The sequence below is a fragment of the Phycicoccus sp. Root563 genome (assembly GCF_001427915.1).
Taxonomy (GTDB): Bacteria; Actinomycetota; Actinomycetes; order Actinomycetales; family Dermatophilaceae; genus Pedococcus.
This window is the reverse complement of sequence record NZ_LMGM01000001.1, coordinates 3673345-3687324: the sequence shown is the minus strand read 5'-3', so window position 1 is coordinate 3687324 and position 13980 is coordinate 3673345. Positions and strand designations below refer to the sequence as shown.

The following is a 13980-nucleotide window of genomic DNA, read 5'->3' as shown; positions in this document are numbered from 1 at the left end:
CGAGGTAATTGGCATCGATTTTTGACACGCTGTTGAGTTCTCAAGGATCGGACGCACACCATCCACTCGCCGTTTCCGGCCGGGTGTTTGGGGCAACCGTTCAAGGTTACTCGCCTCGCAACTTGGGCGTCAAATCCGTTCTCCCTGTGCAGGAAGCCTTGGATCGAAGCGCGCTTGGCGTTCGGCGATGACCCAACTGTAGACCATGATCGGCGAGAGTCCAAAATCGAGGTGCGCGCGCCCCCGATCGGCGGCTGGATCGCCCTCGATCCGTGCTCGTGGGGAGCACAAACCGTTGCAGCGCAACGGTTTTCGTCCGAACGCCCTGGTGATGGGGGCGTCTCCGCGCCCTCAGGAGGTGCGTGGACGGCTCCAGGACCACACGTATTCGCCGTCGTCGACCGCGCGGCCGCCCTCCCCCAGCTCCAGCGGGCGGAAGGTGTCGACCATGACGGCGAGCTCGTCGAAGTACTCCGTGCCGATGGACGCCTCGCTCGCCCCCGGCTGCGGGCCGTGCGCGTGGCCGCCGGGGTGCACCGAGATCGAGCCCTTGCCGATGCCCGATCCCTTGCGCGCCTCGTAGTCGCCGTCGACGTAGAACATGATCTCGTCGCTGTCGACGTTCGAGTGGTAGTACGGCACCGGGATCGACAGCGGGTGGTAGTCCACCTTGCGCGGCACGAAGTTGCAGATGACGAAGTTCCAGCCCTCGAAGACCTGGTGCACCGGCGGCGGCTGGTGCACCCGCCCCGTGATGGGCTCGTAGTCGCGCACGTTGAACACGTACGGGTAGAGGCAGCCGTCCCAGCCGACGACGTCGAGCGGGTGGAAGGGCAGGGTGTGCACGGTCCCGACGATCCCGCCCGGGCCGTTGCCCCGGTGCTTGATGAAGACCTCGGACTCGTCGTCCGCCCTGGCCCCCACGTCCTCGGCCAGCAGCGGGCCTGCGGGGCCGTGCAGGTCCCGCTCGCAGTACGGCGCGTGCTCGAGCAGCTGCCCGTACTTCGACAGGTAGCGCTTCGGCGGCGCGATGTGGGAGTTGGCCTCGATGGCGTACGCCCGCAGCGGGTCCTTGGTGGACCGTTTCGGGATCCACCGGTGGGTCGTCGCCCTCGGGATGATGACGTAGTCACCCTCGGCGACGTCGAACGCGCCGAACACCGTCTCCACGCGGGCCCGACCGCGCTCGACGTAGACGCACTCGTCGCCCACGCCGTTGCGGTACCAGGGACTCGGGGCGCCGGCCACGGCATACGAGATGCGCACGTCGCCGTTGCCGAGCACGAGGCGACGCCCGGTCACGACGTCGGTGTTCCTGACGTCCTTGGGCGCGAACAGGTCGTGCAGCTTGAGGTGACGCGGCACCAGCGGGTGGTTCGGCGTCGTGGAGAGGTCACCGATGGACCACTCTCGCGCCCCGACCACGGTCGAGGGGATGTTGCGGTGGTAGAGCAGGGAGGAGTCCGAGGAGAACCCCTCCTCCCCCATGAGCTCCTCGTAGTAGAGCTCGCCGGGTCGGCCGCCGCGGGCCGGTCGCCGGTGCTGCGTGTGCCGCTTGGGCGGGATGTTCCCCATGGCCTGGTAGTGCGCCACTGTCCACCTCGTCGTGGTCTCGTCGCCGGTCCCGTCGCGTCGTCGCGCAGGGACCTCGGGCCGGGTCCTCGGCCGCTTGCCACCCTAGTAGCCTCGCCGCCATGACACCGCCGTCGACGACAGCCCTTCCGCGCGTCGCGGACCGGGGACTGTTCGCCCGGCTCGTCGACGACGCCGCGGTCTTCCCCCCGGGGAACGCACCGCTGGACGAGGCCGTGCGCCTGCACCGGTTCCACCGTGCCGCGGCGTACGCGTGGCTGGTCGGTCCGCTCCTGGTCCCCGTGTCGTCGGCGACCGCGCTCGAACAGGTCGCGGCAGCCAGCGCCTCGGCGGTGTCCCCCGTCCTCGAGGTGGCCCTGGTCGCCCGTCCCGGTGTCGCCACCCGGGAGGTGGAGCAGGCGGTCGCCCTGCTCTCCGCGGCCGGCGACGTCACCGCCGTCGGCGTCGAGATGGCGTGGTCCCCCCAGTGGCGCGAAGCAGACCTCGACGTCCTCCCCCTGACCCTCGAGGTGCCGCGGGGGCCGGAGCAGGCCCGGGCCCTCGACGACCTCGGGACTGCTCTCGGCGAGGGCACGGTCCAGGCCAAGTTCCGGACCGGTGCCACCCCGACGTGGGCGTGGCCCGACGAGGACGAGCTCGCGGGGTTCGTGCGGGCCGCGGTCGAGCGGGGCGTGCCCTTCAAGCTCACCGGTGGGTTGCACCACCTCGTGCGCGGGGCCCGGTCCGAGGGCGAGCAGCACGGACTGCTCAACGTCCTCCTCGCCGTGCACGCCGCGGTCACCGGCGGCCCACCCGACGACGTCACGGACGCGCTCCGCGAGCGCGACACCGACACGCTGGTGGATCGCACGACCCTCATCGACGCGGACGGCGCCGCCGCCCTGCGCAGGACCTTCACGGCATACGGATGCTGTGAAGTCACCGACCCGATCGGCGAGCTCACGACGCGTCGCCTCATCGAAGGAGCCTGACCCATGACCGAGGACGCGACCACCCCCGCACCGTGGCTGGACCTGCCCACCGACCACCCGTTCGGCCTCCAGACGCTGCCCTACGGGGTGTTCTCGACGCAGGGCTCGGCCCCGCGGGTGGGGGTGCGGATCGGTGACCACGTCCTCGACGCCGGTGCCTGCGCCGAGCAGGCCGGTATGGAGTCCGGCGAGGTCTGGCTCGCCCCCTCCCTGAACCCCTTCCTCGCCCGGGGCAGGCCCGCGTGGGACGCGGCCCGGGCGTGGCTCGTCGAGGTGCTCACCAGCGACAGTCGACGCGACTGCGTCGAGCCCCACCTCGTCCCGCTCGAGGACGTGCGGATGCACCTGCCGATCGAGGTCGCCGACTACGTCGACTTCTACGCCAGCGAGCACCACGCGACCAACGTCGGCCGGATCTTCCGCCCCGACTCCGAGCCGCTCACGCCGAACTGGAAGCACCTGCCCATCGGGTACCACGGCCGGGCGGGGACCGTCGTCGTGTCCGGTACGGACGTGGTCCGGCCGACCGGGCAGCGCAAGGCGCCGTCGGACACCGCCCCCACGTTCGGGCCGAGCATCCGGCTGGACATCGAGGCCGAGCTCGGGTTCGTGGTGGGTGGCTCCACTCCCCTCGGCGCCCGCGTGGCGGTCGACGACGCGGACGACCACCTGTTCGGCGTCGTGCTCCTCAACGACTGGAGCGCCAGGGACATCCAGGCGTGGGAGTACGTCCCCCTGGGCCCGTTCCTCGGGAAGTCGTTCGCGACGAGCATCTCCGGCTGGGTGGTGCCCCTCGCCGCGCTCTCGGCCGCCCGCCTCCCGATCCCGGGCCAGGACCCGTCGCCGCTGCCATACCTCGTCGGGAGCGGCGCGGCGTACGGGCTGGACGTGCACTACGAGGTGGAGCTCAACGGGACGGTCGTCACCCGCCCCGAGTACCGGGACATGTACTGGTCGCCGGCCCAGATGCTGGCCCACCTCACCGTCAACGGGGCCACCGTGCGTCCGGGTGACCTGTTCGGCTCGGGGACGATCTCCGGTACCGCGCGCGACACCCGCGGCAGCTTCCTGGAGCTCTCGTGGAACGGCACCGAGCCGATCGAGCTGGCCGACGGGAGCACCCGGTCGTTCCTCGAGGACGGCGACACCGTGGTCATCCGCGGCTGGGCGCCGGGGCCGGACGGCGCGCGCGTGGGACTGGGCGAGGTGCGCGGGACGATCACCCCGGCCCGCTGAGACGCGTCAGGGGCGGGGCTGCTTGCCCTTGACGACGTTCGTGGCGGCCACCTTGTCGTGCAGGGCCTGCTTCTTGTCGTCCCACGCCGGCCAGAGCAGGTCCAGCAGGGCGGCCAGCCCGGCGAAGTTGCCGAGCACCGGGATGTTGGACAGCAGGCTCAGCCCGGACTGGACCGACGAACGGCGGGCGGCGACCCCGAGGCTCGGAACACCGGGGCGCTCCCGGAGCCGGACGCTGAGGCCGAGCGCCGCCTTGTCCGGGGTCGCGCCCGTGCGGGACAGGAACAGGACGCTGTAGGCGAACTGGATCGCCGCCGAGACCAGCGCGAAGGCGATCAGTGATCCGTAGCCGAGGTTGGACGTGTTGATCGACTCGAACGCAGCGGGGTCGTTGGACTCCACGGCCCGGCGGAAGTCGTCCAGCACGGGCCCGAGGGCGCGGACCAGGAGCCACCCGGCGAGCACGACGACGAGCAGGAACTGGATGAGCGCGTCGATGAGGTACGCGCCGACCCGCTGCCAGAAGGTCGCCAGCGGCTGACCGTCGGGGGTGGCCGGACCGGTGACGAAGCCGCCGTACCCGGGGGTCTCCCACGGCGCGGGGTACCCGGGCTGCTGCGCGGGGTACTGCCCGCCGGCCTGGGACCCGACCGGCTGGCCGGGCTGCGCCTGCGGGGCGTTCCACTGCCCGGACTGGGGGGTCCCGGGGAACTGGGGGTTCGGCGCCTGCCACCCACCGCCCGGCGGCGTGGACGAAGCGCCCTGGCCCTCTGCCTGCGCGGGGGGCTGCGCCGTCCCACCNCCCGACCCCGCCGTGCCCGCACCCGCCTGGGTCTGCCCCGGGTACTGCGGCGGGTGGCCCTGCCCGGGGAACTGCTGCTGACCGGGCTGGGCCGGAGCCGAGGAGGCCTGCCGCGTCGAACGCGGGGTGGTGTGCTTGGTCCACACCACTCCGTCGAAGTACCTCAGCTGCTGGTCGTTCTCGGGGTCGTCGAACCAGCCGGCGCGCTCGGGGGTCTGCATGGCCTCAGCCTCTCACGCACGCGGCCCTGCGCCGACGAGCGGCACCACCGGGCCCCACCTAGGGTGAATTCCCATGAGTGACTCGATCCTTCGCACCAAACCCGTCGAGGACGTCCTGGCCCAGGCGGGTGACCCGGGGACCGAGGACGGCAGCAGCGGCAGCAGGCTCAGGCGTCACCTCGGCGCCGGCGACCTGATGGGTTTCGGCATCGGCATCGTCATCGGCACGGGGATCTTCACCCTCACCGGGATCGAGGCCAAGAACCACGCGGGCCCGGGCGTCGTCATCTCGTTCGCGATCGCCGGGGTGGTCAGCCTGCTGGCGGCCCTCTGCTACGCCGAGATGGCTGCCGCCGTGCCGACGGCCGGCAGCGCGTACACGTACGCGTACGCGACGATCGGCGAGGTCTTCGCGTGGATCATCGGCTGGGACCTCATCCTCGAGTTCGCCCTCGGTGCGGCGGTGGTCGCGCGCGGCTGGTCGGGCTACATGAGGCAGCTGTTCGACCTGCCGACGTCCCTGTTCGGGGAGCAGGCGCCGGTCAACTTCGGTGCGGTCGCCATCGTGCTCGTCCTCGGGGTCGTGGCGGTCGTGGGCATCCGCGAGAGCGCCCGCGTGACGAACACCCTCGTCGCGATCAAGGTCGCCATCTGCTTCTTCGTCATCATCGCCGGCGCGTTCTTCGTCAAGGGCGCCAACCTCACCCCGTTCATCCCCCCGGCGGAGCCCGTCAAGGCGGGGGTCTCCGGCATCAAGCAGCCGCTCAGCCAGGCCGTCTTCGGCATCGAGCCCACGGCCTTCGGGTTCGCCGGTGTCCTGACCGCGGCCGCGGTCGTGTTCTTCGCCTACACCGGCTTCGAGGCGGTGGCCAACCTCGGCGAGGAGACCAAGCGCCCCAGCCGCGACCTCCCCCTGGGCCTGCTGGGCACCCTCGGCATCTGCACCGTGCTCTACATCGGTGTCTCGCTCGTCATCACCGGGATGGTCCCCTACGGCCAGCTGGACGAGGGCGCCCCGATCGCGAGCGCCTTCAAGGCCGTCGGTGCGGGCTGGGCAGCCACGCTCATCTCCATCGCGGCCGTGGCCGGCCTCACCTCCGTCATCCTCGTCGACATCGTGGCGATGGGGCGGATCGGCTTCTCGATGGGCCGCGACCGGCTGCTGCCCCCTGCGGTGGCCAAGGTCCACCCGAAGTGGGGGACGCCCTACCGCATCACGATGGGCACCATCGTCCTCGTCGCGCTGCTCGCGGCCTTCATCCCGCTCAAGGACCTCGCCGACCTCGTGAGCATCGGGACGCTGTTCGCGTTCGTCGTGGTCTCCATCGCCGTGCCGATCCTGCGCCGCACCCGACCCGACATGAAGCGGCCGTTCCGTGTCCCCTTCAACCCCGTCATCCCCGTGCTGTCGGCACTGGCCTGCCTCTACCTCATGACGAACCTGTCGCTCGAGACCTGGTCGCGGTTCCTCATCTGGATGGTCCTCGGCCTGGGGATCTACCTGGTCTACGGCCGACGCAACGCCCGACTCGCCCAGCGGGACTGACGGAGCCAGCGCCCAGCCGCGCGGGTGGAGACGACGCAGGGCCGGTATGGCGCGTGGTGACCACGCGCCATACCGGCCCTCACGGCCATGCTGCGGAGCTCAGAGGTTGCCGCGCGCGTCCTGCTCGCGCTCAATGGCCTCGAACAGCGCCTTGAAGTTGCCCTTGCCGAAGCCGAGCGAACCGTGCCGCTCGATGATCTCGAAGAACACCGTGGGGCGGTCGCCGAGGGGCTTGGTGAAGATCTGCAGGAGGTAGCCGTCCTCGTCGCGGTCGACGAGGATCTTGCGCTTCTGCAGCTCCTCGATCGGGGCACGCACCTCGCCGATGCGCGAACGGAGCTCCTCGTCCTCGTAGTAGGAGTCGGGGGTGTCGAGGAACTCGACGCCGTTGGCGCGCAGCTCGTCGACGGTGCGCAGGATGTCGTTCGTCGCCAGGGCGAGGTGCTGGGCACCGGGACCGTCGTAGAACTCGAGGTACTCGTCGATCTGGCTCTTGCGCTTGGCGATCGCCGGCTCGTTGAGCGGGAACTTGACGCGGTGGTTGCCGTTCGCCACGACCTTGGACATGAGCGCCGAGTAGTCCGTGGCGATGTCGTCACCGATGAACTCGGCCATGTTCACGAAGCCCATGACCTTGTTGTAGAAGGTCACCCACTCGTCCATCTTGCCGAGCTCGACGTTGCCGACGATGTGGTCGAGGGCCTGGAAGAGCCGCTTCGGGGCGCCCTCACGCTTCACCCACGTGGACTGCTTGGCGACGTAGCCGGGCAGGTAGGGACCGGTGTAGCCCGAGCGGTCGACGAGGGTGTGCACGGTCTCGCCGTAGGTCGCGATCGAGGCGATGCGGACCGTGCCGTGCTCGTCGGTGATGTCCTCGGCCTCGCGCACCACGCGGGCGCCGGCGGACTTGGCCTGCGCGACGCACCTGTCGACGTCGGGCACCTCGAGCGAGATGTCGACGACGCCGTCACCGTGCTTGGCGTGGTGCTTGATGAGCGGGCTGTCGGGGCTGACGGCGCCGTTGATGACGAACCGGATCGAGCCGGACTTGAGCACGAACGACTTGTGGTCGCGCTGGCCGTTCTCGGGGCCGCTGTAGGCGACGAGCTCCATTCCCCACGCGGACTGGTAGTAGTGCGCGGTCTGGCTGGCGTTGCCGACCACGAAGACGATGGAGTCCCACCCGGTCACCGGGAACGGGTCCTTCGTCTCGTCGTACTCCACGAGCCCGACGAGCTGCTTGAGCTGCTCGATGTCGAGGTTCGCCTCGCGCTCCTGGGGGGTCAGGTCAAGGGTGGTGTCCGTCATGGCTGCAGCGTGGCGGCTGCGTGTCCTGTGTGCAACCGTGCACCACCGCGTTGCACAGTGTGCGCAGAGTGCCTGCCGTTCAGCCCGGCTGGGTGGACAATGTGACCATGATCCTCGACGACCTCGACCGGCGCGTGCTCGCCCTCTTCACCGACCACCCGCAGATGGGCGTGCTCGGGGCGTCCCGCGAGCTCGGCGTCGCCCGGGGCACGGTGCAGGCGCGGCTGGACCGCCTCGTCGCGCGCGGCGTGATCCGGTCCTGGGCCCCGCAGCTCGACCCTGCGTCGATGGGTTACCCCGTCTCTGCCTTCTGCACGCTCGAGATCCGCCAGGGTCGCGGCCACTCCCCCGTCGTGGAGCACCTCGAGGCGATCCCCGAGGTGCTGGAGGCCCACACGATCACCGGCTCCGGAGACGTCTTCATCCACATCGTCGCCCGCGACAACGCGGACCTGCAGCGCGTCATCGACGCCGTCGTGGACGACCAGCACGTCGTGCGCGCCAACACGACGATCTCGCTGGCGACCCGGATCCCGCTGCGCACCCTGCCCCTGGTGCAGTCCGGGGGCTGAGGCCCACCGCCCAGCGGGTCGAGGTCAGCGGCGGCCGACGAACCACGCGCGGATCTTGTCGATCCGGGCGGTGACCTGCTCGGAGGTGGCCTCGTCGAGCGACGGGCCTCCGCAGGCGCGGCGCAGGTCGTTGTGCACGACCCCGTGCGGCGCGTTGTTCTTGCGGGCGTAGGCGGCCACGAGCTTGTTGAGCTCCTTGCGCTGAGCTGCCAGCGCCCGGTGGGCCGAGACGGCCACCTGCGCGTCCGCCGCCTTGGGACGGCGTCCGTGCTGGGCGGTCTGGCGCTCGTGCAGCAGCAACGACATCTGGTCCGGCTCGAGCAGGCCAGGGAGACCGAGGTACTCCTGCTCCTCGTCGGACCCGACCACCGCGTTCAACCCGAACTGCTTGGCGTCGAAGAGGACGTGGTCGAACTCCGCGTCGGACTCCAGCGCCTCGAAGGTCATCTGGTCCATGTCCGGGGTCCGCGCGGTCCGGTTGGCCGCGTCGATGAGGGCGTCTTCCTCGGCCCACATCGCCGAGGCGCTGTTGTCGTCCTTGGTGACCCGGTCGAGGGCGTGGTCACGCTCGTCCTCGAGCCGGGCCGCGTGCTCGAGGATGACCGGCACCGACGGCAGGAAGACCGAGGCGGTCTCACCCCGGCGGCGGGCGCGCACGAAGCGGCCGACCGCCTGGGCGAAGAACAGCGGCGTGGACGTGGAGGTCGCGTAGACACCGACGCACAGCCGGGGCACGTCGACGCCCTCGGACACCATGCGCACGGCCACCATCCAGCGCGAGTCGCCCGCGGCATACTCCTCGATCCGCTCGGAGGAGCCCGCGTCGTCGGACAGCACCGTGGTGACCTTCTCGCCCGTGATCGCCTCGAGGATCCTGGCGTAGGCGCGGGCCGCGGTCTGGTTGGACGCGATGACGAGGCCACCGGCGTCCGGGACCCCGCGCCGCACCTCGGTGAGGCGCTTGTCGGCCGCCGCGAGGACGGAGGGGATCCACTCGCCCTTGGGGTCCAGCGCGGTGCGCCACGCCTGGGCCATCGAGTCCTTGGTGAGCATCTCCCCGAGGCGGGCGGCGATCTCGTCGCCGGCCTTGGTGCGCCAGCGCATCGCCCCGCCGTACGCGAGGAAGAGGACGGGCCGGACGACTCCGTCGCGCAGCGCCTCGGCGTACCCGTAGGTGTAGTCCGCGGACGAACGGCGGATGCCGTCGCGGTCCTCGGCGTACGTGACGAACGGGATGGGCGAGGTGTCGGACCGGAAGGGCGTGCCGGTGAGCGCCAGCCGGCGGGCGGCGGGCTCGAACGCCTCACGGATCGCGTCACCCCAGGACAGGTTGTCGCCGCCGTGGTGGATCTCGTCGAGGATCACGAGCGTGGGCGCCGACTCGGTCCGGGTGCGGTGCAGGGACGGGCGGCTGGCGACCTGGGCGTAGGTCAGCGCGACGCCGTCGTACTCGCTGGAGTGCCGGGCCGAGGAGTTGGAGAACTTCGGGTCGATGTGGATCCCGACCCGGGCGGCCGCCTCGGCCCACTGCGTCTTGAGGTGCTCAGTGGGGGCCACGATGGTGACGGCCGAGATGGTGCCGCGACCCAGCAGCTCGGTGGCCAGGCGCAGCGCGTACGTCGTCTTCCCGGCCCCCGGCGTCGCCACCGCGAGGAAGTCGCGGGGGTCGGCCTCGAGGTAGGACGACAGCGCGGCCTGCTGCCAGGCACGGAGCTTCGACGCCGTGCCCCACGCCGCCCGCTCCGGGAACGCTGGTGAGAGGTGGGAGGCGGCGGCGGTACTCATAGGGTGGCCACGTTAGCCGGTGTCGGGAAACGACATGCCGAGGCCCCGGCATCGCTGCCGGGGCCTCGGGATGTGCTAGACGTCTGCACCCGCGGAGGCCGGGTGTCGGCGTCGGTCAGCTGCCGTGGCTGGAGTCAGCCGCGGTAGGTGAGCCACTGGTTCTGCATGCGGGTCGTCTGGCCCGCGGTGAAGGTGTTCATGCAGGAGTCGTCGGTGTAGTCCATGAAGTTCTTGATGGGGTCCAGACCGGTCGCCGTGCAGGTGTCGCGGCCGGTCGGGCACCCGAAGGCCGGGGAGGCCTCCGCCGGGGTGTCACCGACCGAGTCGCCGCTGCCCGAGCAGCCGCCCTGGAAGGTGTGGTAGAGCCCGACCCAGTGGCCGACCTCGTGGGTCGCGGTGTCGCCCTCGTTGTAGGGCGAGAGGCTGCCGCCGGGGATGCTGCGGTAGTCCAGGACCACGCCGTCGAGGGTGGTGTTGTTCGTGGACGGGAACTGGGCGTAGCCGAGGGTGCCGTCGGAGAACGTCGTCGAGTACAGGTTCAGCGCAGCCTTGGTGCCCTTGTGCAGGGCCGTCTTCATGGCCTTCGCGTCGCTGGGCTCGGCGCCGCTCGCGGGGAAGGCGATGCTGAACCAGTCGGCGTTGGTCGTCGTCTCGGTGCCGGCCAGGCGGAACGAGAAGCCGGACGACGCGTAGGCGTTGTTGAGGACGGTGAGCTGGCTGTTGATCTGCGAGGTGGTCAGCTTGCCGCTGGTCCCGTTCGTGATGACGTGCCAGTAGACGTCCACGGTGGTCGCCGCGAAGGCAGCGGTCGCCACGGGCTTGCGGCTGTCGGACTTCGCCAGCTTGCCGTTGCTCGAGGTGGAGAACCCCTTGGCCGCAGCGTCCTTGCGGTACTGCGCCTCGAGCCGGTCGACCTGCGCCTGGCTGAACTCGTGCGGGTCGACCCGGTTGCCTCCCTTGGCCGACCTGGCCGTGTTCACGGCGTCGGTGTGCGTCTCGCAGGAGGCGGCGACCGTGTTCTCGCCGGCCATCGGCTGGGCGACGGCGGCGCCGTGCCCGAGCCCGACGGCGGTCATGCCGAGGACGAGGGAGGTGAGGGCGATGCGTGGGCGAAGCTTCATGAGCGTCCTTTCACGGGGCGCACCGTCCGGGTCGGTCGGTGGCTACCGTGGAACGCTAGGAGCGGGAACGTCTGCGGCGAGGTCGGGGCCGACAGGTCGAGGTAAAGAGTCAGCCAGCGTTTCGGCAGGTCCGGAACCTGTCGGCCGCGAACTGCGTCACTCGCCGCCGTCCTGCGGCGCCCGCAGCCCTTCGTAGATCTCCTTGCACGTCGGGCAGACCGGGAACTTCTTCGGGTCGCGGCCGGGCACCCAGACCTTGCCGCACAGCGCGACGACGGGTTCGCCCGACAGCGCGCTCTCGAGGATCTTCTCCTTGCGCACGTAGTGCGAGAACCGCTCGTGGTCACCGGGCTCCTGGAGCTGCTCCTCGACCTGCTCGCGCTCCAGCACGGCGGTGGAGGTGGAGGGCTGGGCCGACGGGGCCAGCGGGTCGTCCAGGGGGATCTGGGGCTCGCTCATGCGCCCGAGTGTATGACGCCGAGCCACCACCCTCCTCCCCCGCCGGGTTCGCCCCGGCCGCCTCCGGGAGGAGCAGGTCAGTTCATCTCGGGGTCGGCCGGGAAGGTCGCCACGAACGCGAGGTGGTCGCGCTGGCGCCGCAGCACCCGCGTCCACAGCTGCGCCGGGTCGGCGTCGAACGCGTCGCGGCCCTCGGACTCCACGACGTACCAGCTCCCCGAGCTGATCTCCTCCTCGAGCTGCCCGGGTGACCACCCGGCATACCCGGCGAAGATCCGCAGCCCGGCCACCTCGGGGACGACGATCGCGGGAGGGGTGTCGAGGTCGACCAGGCCCAGTCCGCCGAAGAGGCGCTTGACCCCCATCGGCTCCACGTCACCGGGGGCGGTGACGAGCCCGAGCGCGCTGTCGAGGCCCACCGGACCGCCCTCGAACAGCACGGCCGGCGCCGTCGCGTGCGCCTGCCAGTCCGGCAGCACCGCGTCGATCCGCGCCTCCATGGGGCGGTTGAGCACCACGCCCTGGGCGCCCTCGGCGTCGTGGTGCAGGAGCAGGACGACGCTGCGGCAGAACACCCCGTCCTCGATCTGGGGTGTCGCGACGAGCAGGTTGCCCGAGAGGTCAGCGTCCACACCCCCATCATGCCCACCCACGCCAGAGCCCCGGTCACAGGGACCGGGGCTCTGGCTGTTCGGGTGATGCTCGGTGAACGGATGGTGCCCGCTGGGGTCAGCGTGCGTCAGTCCCCGAAGGGCGGTGCTCAGCGCGAGTAGCTGCTGCGCTCGCCGCGGGGGCCGCCGGAGCGGTCGCTGCCGTACGAGCGGCTGCCGCCACCCTGGCGGGGGCCGCGGGGGCCACCACCGCGGGGGCCACCGCCACGCGGGCCACCGTGTCCACCGGGACGACGGCCACCACGCTTGTCACCCTCGAGGACGCGACGGACCTGGTCCTCGGGGACCGGGATGCCACTGGGGGTGACGGCGCCGGTCGCCGCGAGGCGCTCGTCACCGGGGACGGCCTTGGTGGGGACGGCATCGATGCCGGCCTCGCGGGCCATACGCTCCATCGTGCGGCGCTGGTGCGGGAGGGCCAGGGTCACGACCGTGCCCTTGTCACCGGCGCGGGCGGTACGGCCCGAGCGGTGCAGGTAGTCCTTGTGGTCGGCCGGCGGGTCGACCTGCAGGACGACGGACACGTCGTCGACGTGGATGCCGCGCGCGGCGACGTCGGTGGCGACGAGCACCGGGAGGCTGCCGTCACGGAACGCCCCGAGGACGCGGTTGCGGGCGCCCTGGTTGAGGCCACCGTGCAGGGCGGCCGCGAAGACACCCTGCTCACGCAGCTGGAGGGCGACGCGGTCGGCACCGAGCTTGGTGCGGACGAAGACCACGGTGCGACCCGAGCGGTTGGCGACCTCGGCGGTGATGGTCTTCTTGTGCATCGGGTCGATGAGCAGCACGTGGTGCTCCATCGTCGTGACCGAGGCCTTGGCGTCGTCGGTGGAGTGCGTCACCGGGTCGGTGAGGTAGCCCTCGACGAGCTTGTCGACACCCTTGTCCAGCGTCGCGGAGAACAGCATGCGCTGCCCGCCCTTCGGCATCTGGTCGAGGATCGCGGTGACCTCGGGCATGAAGCCCATGTCGGCCATGTGGTCGGCCTCGTCCAGGACGCAGATCTCGATGGAGTCGAGGATGACGGCCTCGCGCTCGACCAGGTCCTTGAGGCGACCCGGGGTCGCGATGAGCAGGTCGACGCCGCGGTTCAGGGCATTGATCTGCGTCGTGTAGGACAGGCCACCGGCGACGAGCTTGTGGCGCAGGCCGAGGACGTGCACGAGGGGCTCGAGCGCGTCGGACACCTGCATCGCGAGCTCACGGGTCGGCACCATGACGAGGGCACGGGGGCGACGCGGGGACGCCTTCTGGCCGTTGTCGAGGCGCGACAGGGCGGGCAGACCGAAGGCCAGGGTCTTGCCGGAGCCGGTCTGGCCGCGGCCGAGGACGTCCTTGCCGGCCAGGGCGTCCGGGATGGTGGCGTTCTGGATCGGGAACGGCGTGGTGATGCCGTCGCGGGCCAGGCGCTCGACGAGGCGGCTCGAGAGACCGAGGGCGGCGAAGCCGTTGTCCTCGGCGACGTTCACGGGGCCGTCGACGCTCTTGCGGGTCGCCTTGACCCAGGTGTCGGCCTCCATGCGCTCGGCCTCGGGGTCGACCTGGTCCTCGAAGCGCGGACGGTCGTTGCGGTCGAACGAGCGCTGCGGGCGGTCGTTGCGGTCGAACTCGCGGCGCGGGCCGCGGTTGTCGTCCCGGTTGAAGGTGCGGGCCGGGCGGTCGTCGCGGTTGAACGTGCGGGCCGGACGGTCGTCA

The 13980-nt window shown here is 71.0% G+C and carries 13 protein-coding genes; 4 read left to right on the top strand and 9 right to left on the bottom strand.

Translation table 11 applies throughout. The annotated features are described in order from the left end of the window. Window positions 1-351 precede the first annotated feature (351 nt). Window positions 352-1593, bottom strand: a complete 1242-nt coding sequence (locus ASD62_RS17350; RefSeq protein ID WP_056917032.1) for a homogentisate 1,2-dioxygenase — start codon at window positions 1591-1593, stop codon at window positions 352-354. A 101-nt stretch (window positions 1594-1694) separates the two neighbouring features. On the opposite strand from ASD62_RS17350, the gene ASD62_RS17345 reads away from it, so the two are divergent. Then, window positions 1695-2564 (top strand): hypothetical protein, encoded by an 870-nt coding sequence (locus ASD62_RS17345; protein WP_056917031.1) that lies wholly within the window; start codon window positions 1695-1697, stop codon window positions 2562-2564. A gap of 3 nt (window positions 2565-2567) precedes the next feature. Continuing rightward, window positions 2568-3800 (top strand): fumarylacetoacetase, encoded by a 1233-nt coding sequence (fahA, locus tag ASD62_RS17340; RefSeq protein ID WP_056917030.1) that lies wholly within the window; start codon window positions 2568-2570, stop codon window positions 3798-3800. A 6-nt stretch (window positions 3801-3806) separates the two neighbouring features. Here the strand turns inward: fahA and ASD62_RS21045 are convergent, their stop codons facing one another. Further along, window positions 3807-4334 carry an RDD family protein gene (locus ASD62_RS21045; RefSeq protein ID WP_369818825.1) on the bottom strand — a complete coding sequence of 176 codons (528 nt, stop codon included), beginning with the start codon at window positions 4332-4334 and terminating at the stop codon, window positions 3807-3809. 268 nt (window positions 4335-4602) lie between these two features. Then, window positions 4603-4823 (bottom strand): DUF2510 domain-containing protein (locus tag ASD62_RS21040; RefSeq protein ID WP_369818809.1); only part of this gene is annotated, 221 nt, incomplete at its 3' end. A 73-nt stretch (window positions 4824-4896) separates the two neighbouring features. Between ASD62_RS21040 and ASD62_RS17330 the strand changes: the two genes are divergently transcribed. Then, window positions 4897-6369 (top strand): amino acid permease, encoded by a 1473-nt coding sequence (locus ASD62_RS17330; RefSeq protein ID WP_056917028.1) that lies wholly within the window; start codon window positions 4897-4899, stop codon window positions 6367-6369. 99 nt (window positions 6370-6468) lie between these two features. Here ASD62_RS17330 and hppD read toward each other — a convergent pair whose 3' ends face one another. Then, window positions 6469-7677: a 4-hydroxyphenylpyruvate dioxygenase gene (hppD, locus tag ASD62_RS17325; protein WP_056917027.1), complete on the bottom strand. Its 1209-nt coding sequence runs from the start codon at window positions 7675-7677 to the stop codon at window positions 6469-6471. 107 nt (window positions 7678-7784) lie between these two features. Here hppD and ASD62_RS17320 point away from each other — a divergent pair, with 107 nt between their 5' ends. Continuing rightward, window positions 7785-8249, top strand: coding sequence for an Lrp/AsnC family transcriptional regulator (locus ASD62_RS17320; protein WP_056917026.1), 465 nt, complete (start codon window positions 7785-7787; stop codon window positions 8247-8249). A 24-nt stretch (window positions 8250-8273) separates the two neighbouring features. On the opposite strand, the gene ASD62_RS17315 is transcribed toward ASD62_RS17320, so the two are convergent. The 5 genes from ASD62_RS17315 to ASD62_RS17295 all read right to left on the bottom strand — a co-directional run. Beyond that, window positions 8274-10034: a DEAD/DEAH box helicase gene (locus tag ASD62_RS17315; RefSeq protein WP_056917025.1), complete on the bottom strand. Its 1761-nt coding sequence runs from the start codon at window positions 10032-10034 to the stop codon at window positions 8274-8276. Window positions 10035-10168: 134 nt separating this feature from the next. Further along, window positions 10169-11155 (bottom strand): zinc metalloprotease, encoded by a 987-nt coding sequence (locus ASD62_RS17310; RefSeq protein ID WP_056917024.1) that lies wholly within the window; start codon window positions 11153-11155, stop codon window positions 10169-10171. Between the two features lie 156 nt (window positions 11156-11311). Continuing rightward, on the bottom strand, window positions 11312-11614 hold the full coding sequence (locus ASD62_RS17305) for a DUF3039 domain-containing protein (protein ID WP_056917023.1): 303 nt from the start codon (window positions 11612-11614) through the stop codon (window positions 11312-11314). Between the two features lie 77 nt (window positions 11615-11691). Further along, window positions 11692-12246 carry a YqgE/AlgH family protein gene (locus tag ASD62_RS17300; RefSeq protein ID WP_056917022.1) on the bottom strand — a complete coding sequence of 185 codons (555 nt, stop codon included), beginning with the start codon at window positions 12244-12246 and terminating at the stop codon, window positions 11692-11694. A 128-nt stretch (window positions 12247-12374) separates the two neighbouring features. Beyond that, on the bottom strand, window positions 12375-13980 hold a 1606-nt coding region (locus tag ASD62_RS17295; RefSeq protein WP_235530741.1), incomplete at its 5' end, for a DEAD/DEAH box helicase.